13 protein-coding genes are annotated in these 13,551 nt (G+C 69.6%); 5 read left to right on the top strand and 8 right to left on the bottom strand.

Annotated features, from left to right (window positions below; all coding sequences use genetic code 11):
* Positions 1-101: 101 nt before the first annotated feature.
* From C1707_RS20565 to C1707_RS20535, 7 genes are all read right to left on the bottom strand, one after another.
* Entirely contained in the window at positions 102-1,685 is a 1,584-nt protein-coding gene (locus tag C1707_RS20565) for an FAD-binding oxidoreductase (RefSeq protein WP_101714786.1), read from the bottom strand.
* A gap of 8 nt (positions 1,686-1,693) precedes the next feature.
* On the bottom strand, positions 1,694-2,065 hold the full coding sequence (locus C1707_RS20560) for a hypothetical protein (protein ID WP_101714787.1): 372 nt from the start codon (positions 2,063-2,065) through the stop codon (positions 1,694-1,696).
* A 23-nt stretch (positions 2,066-2,088) separates the two neighbouring features.
* Positions 2,089-3,312: a class I SAM-dependent methyltransferase gene (locus C1707_RS20555; RefSeq protein WP_205686796.1), complete on the bottom strand. Its 1,224-nt coding sequence runs from the start codon at positions 3,310-3,312 to the stop codon at positions 2,089-2,091.
* Positions 3,313-3,811: 499 nt separating this feature from the next.
* Positions 3,812-4,981, bottom strand: coding sequence for an FAD-dependent monooxygenase (locus C1707_RS20550; protein WP_101714788.1), 1,170 nt, complete (start codon positions 4,979-4,981; stop codon positions 3,812-3,814).
* Positions 4,982-5,013: 32 nt separating this feature from the next.
* Positions 5,014-5,886, bottom strand: a complete 873-nt coding sequence (locus tag C1707_RS20545) for an isocitrate lyase/PEP mutase family protein (RefSeq protein ID WP_240633760.1) — start codon at positions 5,884-5,886, stop codon at positions 5,014-5,016.
* Positions 5,883-6,812 carry a polysaccharide deacetylase family protein gene (locus tag C1707_RS20540; RefSeq protein WP_101714789.1) on the bottom strand — a complete coding sequence of 310 codons (930 nt, stop codon included), beginning with the start codon at positions 6,810-6,812 and terminating at the stop codon, positions 5,883-5,885. The genes C1707_RS20545 and C1707_RS20540 overlap by 4 nt, the downstream gene beginning before the upstream one ends.
* 18 nt (positions 6,813-6,830) lie before the next feature.
* The gene (locus tag C1707_RS20535) at positions 6,831-7,577 is read right to left on the bottom strand and encodes a maleate cis-trans isomerase family protein (protein WP_101714790.1); all 747 of its coding nucleotides are present in this window, start codon (positions 7,575-7,577) and stop codon (positions 6,831-6,833) included.
* A 175-nt stretch (positions 7,578-7,752) separates the two neighbouring features.
* On the opposite strand from C1707_RS20535, the gene C1707_RS20530 reads away from it, so the two are divergent.
* The 4 genes from C1707_RS20530 to C1707_RS20515 all read left to right on the top strand — a co-directional run bounded on the left by C1707_RS20530 (position 7,753) and on the right by C1707_RS20515 (position 10,431).
* Entirely contained in the window at positions 7,753-8,043 is a 291-nt protein-coding gene (locus C1707_RS20530) for a DUF1330 domain-containing protein (RefSeq protein WP_101714791.1), read from the top strand.
* A 71-nt stretch (positions 8,044-8,114) separates the two neighbouring features.
* The gene (locus tag C1707_RS20525; protein WP_101714792.1) at positions 8,115-9,314 is read left to right on the top strand and encodes an FAD-dependent oxidoreductase; all 1,200 of its coding nucleotides are present in this window, start codon (positions 8,115-8,117) and stop codon (positions 9,312-9,314) included.
* 10 nt (positions 9,315-9,324) lie between these two features.
* Positions 9,325-9,951 carry a glutathione S-transferase family protein gene (locus C1707_RS20520; protein ID WP_164467418.1) on the top strand — a complete coding sequence of 209 codons (627 nt, stop codon included), beginning with the start codon at positions 9,325-9,327 and terminating at the stop codon, positions 9,949-9,951.
* A 93-nt stretch (positions 9,952-10,044) separates the two neighbouring features.
* Complete coding sequence (locus C1707_RS20515; RefSeq protein ID WP_101714794.1) at positions 10,045-10,431, top strand: response regulator; 387 nt, start codon at positions 10,045-10,047, stop codon at positions 10,429-10,431.
* A 290-nt stretch (positions 10,432-10,721) separates the two neighbouring features.
* Here the strand turns inward: C1707_RS20515 and C1707_RS20510 are convergent, their stop codons facing one another.
* Positions 10,722-11,438, bottom strand: a complete 717-nt coding sequence (locus tag C1707_RS20510) for an SDR family oxidoreductase (protein ID WP_101714795.1) — start codon at positions 11,436-11,438, stop codon at positions 10,722-10,724.
* Positions 11,439-11,603: 165 nt separating this feature from the next.
* Here C1707_RS20510 and C1707_RS20505 point away from each other — a divergent pair, with 165 nt between their 5' ends.
* Positions 11,604-13,445 carry an alpha/beta fold hydrolase gene (locus C1707_RS20505; RefSeq protein WP_101714796.1) on the top strand — a complete coding sequence of 614 codons (1,842 nt, stop codon included), beginning with the start codon at positions 11,604-11,606 and terminating at the stop codon, positions 13,443-13,445.
* The last annotated feature ends 106 nt before the right edge of the window (positions 13,446-13,551 follow it).

Genomic DNA, 13,551 nt, shown 5'->3' with positions numbered 1-13,551 from the left:
GAATACGGGCTGGCGGCGTAACCCCTCACCCTCCCACGCCTGTCGGCGCGGGCCCCTCCCTCTCCCTATGGGAGAGGTTGGTCATGGATCGGGAGAGGGGATTAGATCCCCAGCGCCCCGGGGTTCATCACGCCCTTGGGGTCCACGGCGGCCTTGACGGCCTTCACCAGGTCCAGCGCGGGCGCTTCCAGCACGTCGCCGTACGGATAGAGCTTGCCGAGCTGGAAGTGCACGGCGCCGTGTTGGGCGTAGAGGTCGATGATCTGCTTCTTGAGCTCGTGCACGAAGGCCGTGGTCGCGGGATCTTCGGCGTATTGCGGCAGGCTGGCCAGATGTTCGGCCGGCAGGACGCCGGCGTGGTAGGCGGTCTGCTCGCCGGGCCAGTAGAGGGCGACCTCGTAGAGGAAGCCCGACGGACGCAGCACCTCGAACATGCCGCCGCGCCAGACGCCGCGGGCGGTCATCTCGGCGGCGTGGCTGGCGTAGAGGGCCTCCAGCGCCGCATGGAAGGCGGCGACCTGGCTGTGGGGCAGGATGCCGTTCAGCGGAGCCCAGCGCTCGCCCCTGGGGCCGAGCACGTTGTAGAGCGGGGCGAAGGGCATGCCGCGCACGATGGTCGGCATGGTGTTGGGGATCTCGACCCCCTCGGCCGTCATCAGGGTGCGCAGGCGGTCCAGGCGCGCCTTGGCCTCGCGGTCGTCGACGCCCTCGAGGATGTAGTGGACCATGTACTCGGCCTTGCGCAGGGCGCGGTCGCCGGCCAGGGCCATCTTGCTCAGCTGCTTCAGACCCGCGACCAGCGAGGGCGAGCTCTTGAGCACGGTCATGGCCATCTGGACGACGGCGGCGCTGTCCTGGCGGGCGATCTGGCCCTGGGCCAGGGGGGCGTCGATGGCGAAGTGCTCGTCGTCGAGGTTCTCCAGCGCCGCCGCCCGCATGGCGCGGGCGAGGCTGGGCAGGTCGGGATAAGCGAAGGACGCGCACTGGAAGGCCGGCCGCCTGGCGATCAGCGGCAGGGTGATCCGGGTCTTGATCCCCAGTGCGCCGCAGTCGCCCAGGAACAGGCCGCACAGATCGGGCCCGTACCAGCGGGCGAAGGGCGAGGCGCCGCGGGCGGCCGAGCCTGTGCGCAGCACCGAGCCGTCGGCGATCACCACCTCGACCGACACCGCCGATTCCGCCGAGCTGCCGTACTGGCCCGAGCCATGGCTGATGGCGTGCTGAGACATCGACCCGCCGATCGTGGCGGCCAGGCCCGAGAACGGACCGAAGAACGGCGTGCGCAGGCCCAGCGGATCCAGCGCGTCCTTCAGCTGGGCCCAGGTGACGCCGGCCTCGACGGTGACGTAGGCGTCGACCTGGTTGATTTCGACGATGCGGTTGAGGGCCCCGGTGTCGATCAGCACCGTGTCGGTGCGGGTCGCCAGGTAGCCGTCGGTGTAGGAGGCGCCGCCGCCGCGCGGGACGATGGCGACCCCGGCCTCGGCGGCCGCGCGCACCACGGCCTGAAGTTGCTCGACGTCGGCCGGGCGGACCACGGCCAGCGGCGTCTCGAGCCTGCGGTAGACGTCGGTGGCGAAGGGCAGGGCGGCGTCGCCCGTCAGGACGCCGCCGGCGCCGACGATCGCCTCCAGGCGTGCGGGGAGGCCAGCAGCGGCTGGGGCGGTACGCGTCTTGACGGGCATCAGCTTACTCAGGTTTTGGCGATGTCTTCGATGGTGGCGCGGAAGCGCTCGGCGGTGTCGGCGGCGGCGGCTTCCGAGGCGTCCTTGCGCGCCAGGTAGAACAGGCGGCCCAGGAAGTCCTGGCGCCAGGCCTCGCGGGCCTCCAGGGCGGCCTGGTCGAGCTGCAGGGCCTCGATCTCGGCGGCCAGGTCCAGGCCCTTGGCGGCGTGGACGCGTTCGGCGCTGTCGAGACGGTCGTGCAGCACGGCCAGTTCGTTGGCCAGGACCATGATCATCGACATGGCCTGGTCGAGGCCCGGGGCCTCGTAGAACTGAGGGCGCTTGCCCTTGGCGTCGCGGATGACGTGCGGGCGCTCGGCCTGCGGAGCGTGGGCGTTCATCGTGTTATCCCCTTGAACTCTACTCAGGCCTTGCGGGCGATCAGGACTTCCCAGCCGCCGCCGGGGGCGTATTCGCCGGCGGCGAACTCGCGGTCGGAAACCGCCGCGCTGGCGTCCTGGCTGTAGCCGGCGGCCTGCTGGGCCACGAACTCCATGATGGCCATGGGGGCGGTGTCGAACTTGATGCTCTCGGGCGGGAAGCCGGCGGCCTTGGCCAGGGCGATCTGGTCGGTCTCGCGCATGGCGCCCCAGAACGGCTCGTTGTTGTACCAGGTCTCGTTGTCGAGAATGAACTGGGTGAAGGCGTCCATGTTGTCGAACGGCGGCAGGTCGGCGTGGATCATGTAGCCGCCGGGCGCCAGCAGGCGATGGCACTCGTTGAAGATGCGCGGCATGGCCTTGCCCGACGTCTCGTGCAGCAGGATGTGGCTGACGATCAGGTCGAAGGAGCCGTCCTCGAAACGGGTCTCCTCCGCGTTCATCTGGGCGAAGTTGACCTCGAGGCCCATGCCGGCGGCGCGGGCGTGAGCGTAGCGCACCTGCGGGGCGGCGACGTCGACGCCCCAGACTTCGGCGTCAGGGAACAGCTCCTTGTAGGGCAGGGTCGAGTGGCCGACCGTGCAGCCCAGGTCCAGGATCCGCTTGGGCTTGAAGCCGTCCAGGCGGCGGTTGACGTAGTTGCAGACCGAGCGGCCCATGTCGTCGTTGAACGGACCCATGTAGCCCATGGCGTAGAGATAGACGCCGCGGTCGTAGAGGGCGCCGGTCGAGATGTCGTCCGGGGCCACTTCGCCGGCATAGCCGCCGGGCATGCAGTGGATGTCGATCGAGGTGACGTAGCGCGGGGTGTCGAAGGCTTCCGGCACGTCGAGCTTGCCCCTGGCGGAGGCCGAGAGGCCGCGGGCCTTCTCGATCAGTTCGGGCAGTTCACGGTCGATCGTGACGTTGGTCGATTCCCAGAGCAGTTCCTGGGCGATGCGATTGGCCGCCGCGTAGTGCTGGAAGTAGAGGTCCTTGACCATGGCTGCGCGAATGTCGCGGCGGTCGGCGGGGGCGCGGCCATGCTCGCGCTCGAAGGCCTTGGCGGCGCGGACGCCGAACACCGGACCCAGGCCGGGCAGCAGACCCTGCTGAATGAACTGCTTGAAGCTCTTGGTGAATTCCTGGCGCGACGCCTCGTCGTGGGTCGGCTTGGGCAGGATCGGGTGATCGACCTGCTGGAAGGTGTTGAGCATCTCGGCGGACATGGCGGCCTCCAAACAGCCGGCCCGGACGGGCGGCGCGAACTGACGCTAATCTGAAGGGGACCGATCAGTCAAAATATTGCGTTCGACGGATGCTCCGCTAGGCGGTCAGCGCGTGGGGGAGGCAGGTGAGGGCCAGTTGGAGGCGCCTCCGGAAAAACCCTCTCTCTTCAAAAAAAAAAAGGGGGCCCGTGCCGAAGGCGTGGGGGGTGAGAGGTTTCCCCCTAGCCGCAAAGGTCTCGGCCTATCAACTCTCCGCCTTCCTCGCCCTTGTGGCGAGGATCCATGGCCGGGCCAGGCTCGGCGTTTTTGGACGGGACGCCGCCGGCGTGGTCGCGCCGGGTCTTACGAACTGAGCAGTTGAGCGCTGGGCCCTAGGCACAGGGCCTAGGGAAGCGGATTTGGGTTGGGCCCGAGCTTCGTTTGGATAGTTTGTCACCTCTCACCCTCCCACCGCTTCGCGGCGGGCCCCTCCCTCTCTCGAAGAGAGAGGGATTGAGTGTCAGACCTCCACCGCCCCGGCGTCATACGCGAACAGCCCCAGGGTCTCTTCGTTCTTGATCTGGGTCATGCCGTAGAGGTGGGCCTCGTCGCCTTCGAGGCGGTCGGCGTTGAGGTTCGACTCGACCTGGATGAAGCCGCAGCGTTCCTTGCGGGCGGCCTCGTAGCGGGAGAGGGCCTCGGGCACGTCGGCGGCGGCGTCGAAGGCGCGGGCCAGGACGAGGGCGTCCTCGATGGCGGCGGCGGCGCCCTGGCCCAGGAACGGGGTCATGGCGTGGGCGGCGTCGCCCAGCAGCGCCACGCGGCCGCCGCGCACCCAGCTGGTCAGCGGCTGGCGGGCGAAGACGGCCCACTTGTAGAGCGCCGACGGATCGATGGTGTCGAGCAGGGCCTGGACGTCGTCGCTCCAGCCCTCGAAGGTCTTGCGCAGGTCGGCGAGATCGGCGCGGATCGTCCAGCCTTCCTCGGCCCAGCCCTCCTGGCGGGCGAAGAACACCAGGTTCAGCAGGGTCGAATTGCGCAGCGGATAGCGCACAGCCATGCGGCCAGGACCGATGTGGATGCCGGGGAAGTGGGCCAGGTCTTCCAGCAGCGGGCCCTCGACCGGCACGATGGCGCGCCAGACGACATGGCCGGTGAAGTGCGGCTCGCCCGGGTCGAAGCCCTTGCGGACGCCCGATTTCACGCCGTCGGCGCCGATCACCGCGTCGCCCTTGATCTGCGTGCCGTCGGCGAGCGTCGCGATCGCGCCGTCGGCGGCCGGCTCGGCGGCCACGCACGGCGAGGACAGGCGCACCGTGGCGCGGCCGGTGGCCTCGAGGGCCTCGACCAGGATGGCGTGCAGGTCTGCGCGGTGGATGTAGACGTAGGGCGCGCCATAGAGGTCGCGCACCTTCTGGCCGCGCTCGAAGGCGACCAGGTCGCGGCCGTCGGCCCAGTGCTGCACGCGCTGGCGCTGGGGCTCGACCCCGGCCGTGGTGATGGCCTCGGCCAGGCCCAGGTGGTGGTAGACGCGCATGGCGTTGGGCGCGAGCGTGACGCCGGCGCCGATCTCGCCCAGCGCGGGGGCCTGTTCCAGCACCTCGACGGTGTGGCCGGCGCGGGCCAGGGCGATGGCCGCGGTCAGGCCGCCGATGCCGGCGCCGGCGACGATCAGGTGCTGGGGACGCATGGATCTAGTCTCCAATTACTCAGGCGCCAAAATCAGGCGTAGGTCGCCGCGTCGGCCAGCAGGGCGTCGAGCCCGGCGACCGCGTTCAGGCGTGGAAGGTCGAGAATGTCGAGGCCGTCGGTCGTGCCCTGGCCGCGCAGCGTCGCCAGCCATTCGGGTGCGTAGCGGGCCAGGCCGTGCAGCAGCAGCATCGGGTGCAGGGCGATGGCGAAGCCGAGGTCCTGCAGTTCGGCGCCGGTGCGTAACGCGGTGATCCCGCCTTCGACGAGGTTGTGGACCAGGGGGACGCGGGCGGCGAAGCGGTCGGCCACGGCCTTGGTCTCCTCCAGGGTGCGGGGACCCTCGACGAAGACGATGTCGGCGCCGGCCTCCAGATAGGCCTCGGCGCGATCGAGGGCGGCTTGCGGTCCCTCGACGCCCAGCGCGTCGGTACGGCCGATGATCAGGGTTTCCGAGCGCGCGTCGACCGCCGCGCGGACCTTGCCGACCATCTCGGCCACCGGGATCACGCCCTTGCCGCGGATGTGACCGCAGCGCTTGGGAAAGGTCTGGTCCTCGAGCTGGACGGCGGCGGCGCCGGCCCGTTCGAGCACCTTCACCGTCCGCTGGGTGTTCAGCGCGTTGCCGAAGCCCGTGTCGATGTCGACGATCAGCGGAATGTCGACGCGGTCGGCGATGGCCCGCACGGCGTCGGCCAGTTCGCCGACCGCCACGAGGCCGACGTCGGGCCGGCCCAGCCTGGCCAGCGACAGGGCCGCGCCCGACAGGAACGCGGCCTCGAAACCGGCCTGCTCGACCAGCAGGGCCGAGAAGCCGTCGTAGCAGCCTGGCGCGGCCAGCAGCCGGCGGCGGCCGTCGGGGCCGGCCGCCAGCCGCTCGCGCAGGCGCGTGGCGGCGCTCGTCACTCCGCGGCCTTGGCGGTCGCGCCGGTCGGGATGTGGCTCTCGTGGTTCTGCAGATACCAGTCGGCGATTTCCTCGCGGGTGGCGAACCACACGCCCGGCAGGCTCTTGGCGTGCTGGATGAACTCGCGCAGGGCGCGGATCCGGTAGGCCCGGCCCGAGACGTGCGGGTGGATGCCCACGTTCATCAGGCGGCCCGAGGTCGCGCCCTCCTTGTAGAGGACGTTCAGCTCCTCGATCAGCACGTCGCGGTACTCGTCGGTGGTGTGGCCGCGACGGGTGAGCAGGGTGAAGTCGTTGATCTCGTTGGAGTAGGGCGTCGAGACGATCGGGCCGCTCGGCGTGCGCAGCAGGTAGGGCTGGTCGTCGTTGAGCAGGTCGCAATAGAAGGTGCAGCCGTGCTCGGCGAGGATGTCGGCCGTCTGCAGCGTGCCGCGCAGGCTGGACGACAGCCAGCCCTTGGCCCTCTTGCCCACGAACTTCTCGTATTGCTCCAGCGAGCGCAGGACGATGTCGCGCTCCTTGGCCGGTTCGTGGGCGAAGTCGGTCAGCAGTTCGCCCTGTTCCCAGTTGTGGGCCAGAAGCTCCCAGCCGCGCTCCAGGCAGGCGTCGGTCATGGCCTTGCGGCGTTCGAAGGTGACCGCGTTGGTGGTGCAGCTGGCCTTGACGCCCTGTTCGTCGAACAGGTCGAACAGCCGCCAGATGCCCACCCGCTGGCCGTATTCGCGCCAGGTGTAGTTGGGGAAGTCGGGCGTATCGCCGGCCAGCACGTCGGGCAGCACCGCGGGGCCGCCGGCGTAGTACTTCTCCTTGGTCGGCTTGGTGAGGTCCCAGGTCTCCAGGTTGAACGTCATGACCAGGGCCACGCGCGCGCCGTTCGGCCAGATCAGCGGCTTGCGGTGCGGAAGCGGAACGAAATCGTATTCCATACTGATACCCCGTGGTCCCTAGTGCTCGAGCAGCAGCGAGCCGAAGCCGTCGATCTTGTCCTGGACGCCCATGCTCCGCAGAGCATGCCAGTAGGTGGCGGTGTTGATGGCCACGACCGGCTTCTCCAGCCAGAACTCGGCCATGCCGGCGACCTTGGCGAAGGCGAGATTGGTGCCGCACTGGACGACGGCGTCGGCGCCTTCCGAGACCTCGATGGCCGCCCGCTTCAGCGTCTGCGGGCTCTCGTGGGCGATCAGCATGGGCGAGGGCGATTTCAGGCCCTTCACCTGGATGACTTCGTAGCCCAGGTCCTCGAAGAACTTGCGCACCTGGTTGTCGCCGACCGGCATGTAGGGGGTGATGACCCCGATCTTCCTGATGCCGCCATAGGCCTTCAGCGCCGCGTCGACGGCGGTGGAGCCCATCACGACCGGAACGCCCTTGGTGCGCTCCAGCATGCGCTGGGTCAGGCGCTCGGCGCCGTCGGCGCCGTCCCAGAAGGTCTCGGCCGACATGCCCATGACCACGCAGGCCGGGTCCATGGTCATGGCCACGTCGACGCTGTCCATGGTCGCGTCGCGGATGTTCTGCAGCATCACCATGAACGACTCGTCGTCGGTCACCTTGGTGTCCGGAATGGCGATCCGCTGGAAGTGATTGGTCACGCCGCGCGGGCGCATATCGTCGTATTCCGGCTGCACGCTCGTGTTGGTCGACGGCGCGATCACCGCGTACTTCAGGCGGTGTCCCAATGAATCCGGCATGACGCTCCCTCGACGTTTCGATGGTCGAGGAATGGCAAAGCCGGAGCGGCCGCGCCGCACCCCAGGAGCCGATATCCGCCCGGCGGATAGGAAAAGGCGCCGCCAGAGCGGGAAGGGCGGGCGTCGCTAGGGTCGTCGTTGAACCACAACGGAAATTCCTCCGGGGGACGAGACCATGCCCGCCTTCATCATCGCCACCACCGTCATCACGGACGCGCCGCGCTTCTTCGAATACGTGAAGGCGATCTCCGGCCTGGCCGAGCGCTTCGGCGGCGAGACCTATGTCCGCGGCCCGGTGACCGAGGTGCTGGAGGGCGAGGTCCCCGAGGGCGAGCGCGTGATCGTCACCCGCTATCCCGACGCCGCCGCCGCCAAGGCCTACCTGCACTCGGACGAGTACCAGGCCGCCAAGCTCCTGCGGAAGGACGCCGGGAGCGTCGTGGTCCGCATGGTCGTCGTCGACTGATCAAAGCGCGTGAGCCAGGGCGCGAGGGGGAAACCGCGCCCGCAACGCCGATCCAAAACTAGCGAGGTTCCGTGGAACGATTCCAAGTCGTCGTCGCCGGCGCTGGGCCCGTGGGCTCGGTCGCGGCCTATCGGCTGGCCCAGATGGGCGTCGAGGTGCTGCTGCTGGAGGCCGCGCCGCGCTGCCCCGAGGACCTGCGCGCCTCGACCATGCATCCGCCGACGCTCGACATGATGAAGACGCTCGGCGTGCTGGAGGACCTGGAGGCCCAGGGCCTGCGGGCGCCGATCTATCACTATCGCAACCGCCTGACGGGCGAGGTGATGGCCTTCGACATGGGCGAGCTGGGCGACATCTCAGAACACCCCTACCGGCTGCAGTGCGAGCAGTTCAAGTTGGCGCGGCTGCTGACCGCGAAGCTGGCGGCGCACCCGAAGGGCGAGGTGCGCTTCTCCCACCGGCTGGCCCACTTCACCCAGGACGACCAGGGCGTCACCGCCTCGATCGAGGCGCCGTTCGGCATCGAGCAGGTGCGCTGCGACTATCTGATCGGCGCCGACGGGGCCAATTCGATCGTCCGCAAGTGGCTGGACGTCGAGTTCGAGGGCTTCACCTATCCGGAGAAGTTCCTGACCCTGTCCACCGACTGGCCGCTGGAGGATCACTTTCCGGGGCTGGCCCACGTCAACTACGTGGCCGATCCCAAGGAGTGGTGCGTGCTGTTGCGGGTGCCGTCGCTCTGGCGGATCCTGGTGCCGGCCAACGGCGAGGAGAGCGACGAGGCCCTGCTGTCGGACGCCAAGAAGGAGGCCGTGTTCGACGGCCTGCTGGGCGACGGCGCGTCGATCAAGACCGTGCACCGCACGCTCTACAAGGTGCACCAGCGGGTGGCCAAGACCTACCATGTGGGCCGGGTGCTGCTGGCCGGCGACGCCGCGCATCTCAACAACCCGCTGGGCGGGTTCGGCATGAACTCGGGCATCCACGACGTCTGGAACCTGACGGAGAAGCTGGCCGAGATCCTGCTGGAGGACGGCGACGCCGAAGCCCTGCTGCCGCGCTACGACCGCCAGCGGCGGGCGGTGATGCACAAGTTCATCCAGACCCAGACCATCGCCAACAAGGCGGCGATGGAGGCCGGCACCGCCGAGGCCTATGCCGAGCGCGAGGCCAAGATGCGCAAGATCCTGGCCGATCCGGAGCAGCGCCGCGAGTACCTGCTGCTGCAGTCGATGTACAAGACGCTCGAGCTCGAAGCGGCGACGGCGTGAGGGCGGGGCGATGATCCAGTTTCACACCATCCCGACCGCCAACGGCCAGAAGGTGCGGATCGTGCTGGAGGAGACGGGGCTGGCCTACGCGCTGGCGCCCATCGACCTCTATGCCGGCGCGCACAAGCGGCCGGACTACAAGGCCACCCTGAGCCCGTTCGGCAAGGCGCCGGCCATCGTCGATCCTGACGGTCCCGGCGGCGCGCCGATCACGCTTTCGGAGACCCTGGCGATCGCCTGGTACCTGGCCGAGAAAGCCGCCAGCGATCTGCTGCCCAAGGGGCCCGGCGAGCGGGCCGAGTTCCTGATGTGGGCTTCGGCGGTGTCGTCGCAACTGGCCGGGGCCTTCAGCAATCAGTTCGTGGCCACGGTGATGGCCCCGGAGAAGACCCCGTGGGTGATCGAGCGCTCGTTGGCCGACTGCCACGAGCAGCTGGCGGCGTTCGAGGCGCGGCTGGCCGACCGCGTCTACATGCTGGGCGAGCGGTTCACGATCCTCGACGCCCTGTTCTTCCCGATGGTCGCCAGTTCGGCCAGGCGGCTGGAGGGCGGGCTCGAGCGCTATCCGAACCTGGCCCGCTACGAGGCCTTCATCGGCCAGCGGCCGGGGGTGCAGCGCGGCATGGCGGCGGCCTGACGCGAACGCCGTTCGCCTGCAACCTTGGCGCCGTACCGAGCGCGAAAACCTTGTGAGACAGTCTCTCGCACGGTTAACGCGAGACGGGGCCGCATGGAGCGCAGCTGGATCAAGGGGCGGGTCTTCGTCGTCGACGACGATCCGGTGCTGCTGTCGTTCCTGGAGGGCGCCCTGGCAAGGTCCGGCTATATCGTCCAGGCCTTCGAGTCCGCCCGCAGCGCACTGCACGCGGCCGGCCTCGACAAGCCGGCGATCTGGCTGATCGACATCCGCATGCCCGACATGGACGGCATGGAGCTGTTGAAGATGCTGCGCGGCGGCGAGGCGCACCGCGAGACGCCGGTGATCATGCTGACCGGCGAGGGCCGCCTGGACCGCATCGCCAGCGCCCTGGGCGCGGGGGCGACGACCTATCTGCTCAAGCCGTTCTCGCCGCAGCAGGTGGTGGAGAAGGTCTATGCGGCGCTGAACTTGCGGTAGGGGGGCAGACGCTCTCCCAGAACCTCGTGCGCCATTCGCCGCTGGCTCTCCGTCACTGCCTCCCTCGCCCTTGTGGCGGGGGTCCATGCCGGCCGCTGCTCAGACCTGGGAAACCTCGAAGGTCTGAGCAGGTTGACACATGGATCCTCGCCACAGGGGCGAGGAAGGCGGGTTTAGTTTGAGCCGAAGGTTCGGATCACACACATCGCCATGGTCCCCGCTTTCGCGGGGATTTTACGGATAATGGGGCGACAGGGGCCGCCCACATTGGAAGCGATTCAGCAGAAGCCTCACCACGCCACCTCCGCCCCCGCCAGATCCAGGAACCTGCCCGTGTCGTCCAGGCCAAGGCCCGCGATGACCTTCTGCTGGCCAGCGACGCTTTCCTCGACGGAGTAGGGCGCGTCGGGGCCGCCCAGGGCGGTGCGGGTCCAGCCGGGGGCCATGGCGACGACGGTGACGCCGTCGCCCTTCAGCTCGACCGCCAGGCCCTTGGCCAGCATGTTCAGCGCGGCCTTGGACGAGCGGTAGGCGTGCGAGCCGCCGTAGACGTTGGTTCCGATCGAGGCCAGGCCGCTGGACATCATGACGATCGTCTTGGCGTCGCTTGCCTTGACGTTGTCGATCAGTGCGGCGGTGATGCGGAACGGCGAGACGACGTTGGTGGCCAGGATGTCGGCCCAGATCTCGTAGTCCATGCCCGACAGCGTCTGGTGGGCCATGCCCTCCGGCAGGGGAATGGGACCGTAGGTGCCGGCGTTGTTGATCAGCACGTCGACGGCGACGCCCTTCAGCCGCTCGGCCAGGGCGGCGACGGAGGCCGCGTCGTTCACCAGCAGGGCCTCGATGCGGACCTTGCCGGGGTGGGCCTGGGCTATGGCCTGCAGTTCGGCCGCGCCGGCCGGATCGCGGCAGGTGGCGACGACGTCCGCGCCGGCGGCGGCGTACTGGCGGACGTGCTCCAGGCCGATGCCGCGATTGGCGCCGGTGATCAGGACCGTGGTCATGACGATTGGTCTCCTTGGGTTCGCGCCGACTTGAACCGCTGGCGATGACGCGAGCGTGGCGGCGGCGATCTTCGCCGCTGTGCGGATAACGGCCTCGGGCGGGCGGAGCCGGCCAGGGGCGGGCGCTAGGACGCAAGGCTCGAAGATTCCGCTGGAGCCGCTTTCGTGACGCTCATTCGCAAGGCCTATGCCGATACGCCAGCCGGCCAGGTGCACCTGCGCCGGGTGGACGGTCCCGGCGACCCGATCGTGCTCCTGCACCGCACCCCGGTCAGCTCGGCCTGTTTCGACGGCGTGCTGGCCCGCCTGGCCGGCCGCCGCGCGGCGATCGCGCTGGACACGCCGGGCTTTGGCCAGTCGTTCCGTCCCGAGGGCCTGCCCTCGACGGCGGACTACGGCGCCTGGATGCTGGCGGCCCTGGACGCCCTGGGCGTGGAGCGTTTCCACCTCGCCGGCCACCATACCGGCACCCACATCGGCGCCGAGATCGCCGTGGCCGCGTCCGACCGCGTGCGCTCGCTGCTGCTGAACGGCGTGCTGTTCGCCACCGCCGCCGAGCGCGAGATGTTCCGGGCCCAGGTCGGCCAGGCCGCGCCGATCGACGCGCACGGCGCCTATCTGATCCAGTCGTGGGGCACGATGAAGGGGCTGCTGCCCCGCTTCGACGCCCAACTGGTGCAGACCGAGTTCCTGGGCGCGATCGGCGCGCCGGACGGCCGCAACCAGGCCTTCGGGGCGATCTTCGATCAGGACTTCGCCAGCGTCTTCGAGCGCGTGGCCTGCCCGGTGACCGTGCTGCAGGCGGCGGACGATCCGCTGGCCGGCTTCGTCGGCCGCATCCGCACCGCCCGGCCGGGCGTGGTGGTGACCACCCAGGGCAAGACCGGCGTCGCCGCGCCCGAGCTGGAGCCCGAGATCTTCGCCGAGACCCTGCTGGCCTTCGCGGCCGGCGTCGAAACCACGCCCCCGAACACTCCTCTTCAGTGGACCCCGCCCATGACCAATCGCCGTTTCTCCCTCGTCCGCGCCGGCCAGGGCTTCGAGCTGGCCGAGTCCATCGAGCCGATCCCGACGCCGGGCCTCGGCGAGGTGCTCGTGCGCGTGCGCGCCGTGGCCCTGAACCGCCGCGACGTGATGATCCGCCAGGGCTGGTATCCGGTGGGCGAGGCCGACGGCTTCACGCCGCTGTCGGACGCTTCGGGCGAGATTGTCGCCGTCGGCGAAGGCGTCGAGGGCCTGGCGGTTGGCGATCGCGTCGCCTCGACCTTCTTCCAGAACTGGGCCGGCGGGCGGATCACCTTCCCGGCGGTGATCTCGTCGCTGGGCGCGGGCGGTCCGGGCGTGCTGGCCGAGCACGTGGTGCTGTCGGCCGGCGGGGTGGTGAAGCTGCCGGACGGCCTCGATTTCCTGCAGGGCGCGACCCTGACCTGCTCGGGCGTGACCGCCTGGTCCTCGCTGGTCACCCACGGCGGCCTCAAGGAAGGCGACTGGGTCGTGACGCTCGGCACCGGCGGCGTTTCGCTGTGGGGCCTGCAGATCGCCAAGGCCTTCGGCGCCAAGGTGGCCGTGGTCGGCGGCGACGACGCCAAGCTGGCCCGCGCCGTCGAGCTGGGCGCGGACCTCGCCGTCAACTATCGCACCACGCCCGCGTGGGACGCCGCCGTGAAGGAAGCCACGGGCGGCGGCGTGCAGCATGCCCTGGAACTGGGCGGCGCCGGCACCCTGGCCAAGTCGCAGGCCAGCCTCGGCGTCGGCGGCCACGTGGCCGTGATCGGCGCGCTGGACGGCTTCGGCGGCACGCTGGACGCTTCGGCGATGGTGATGATGGCCCAGCGCGCCACGGCCATCTCGGTCGGCTCGCGCGCCGACCACCAGGCGCTGTCGGACTTCGTGGCCGCGCGCGGGATCACGCCGGTGATCGACAGCGTGTTCGGCCTGGACGCCATAGAAGGCGCCTACGCCCGCGCCGACCAGGGCGCCTTCGGCAAGGTCGTGGTGACGCTGTAGTCGCCGCCGTGGTCCCTCTCTCCACCTCATGGAGAGAGGGGAGGGGCCCGCCGCCAAAGGCGTGGGAGGGTGAGAGGGTAAAACCTAAAAGGAAAAGGCGCGGTCT

Source organism: Caulobacter flavus (assembly GCF_003722335.1).
Lineage (GTDB): Bacteria > Pseudomonadota > Alphaproteobacteria > Caulobacterales > Caulobacteraceae > Caulobacter > Caulobacter flavus.
This window is presented reverse-complemented; position numbering and strand designations above follow the sequence as displayed.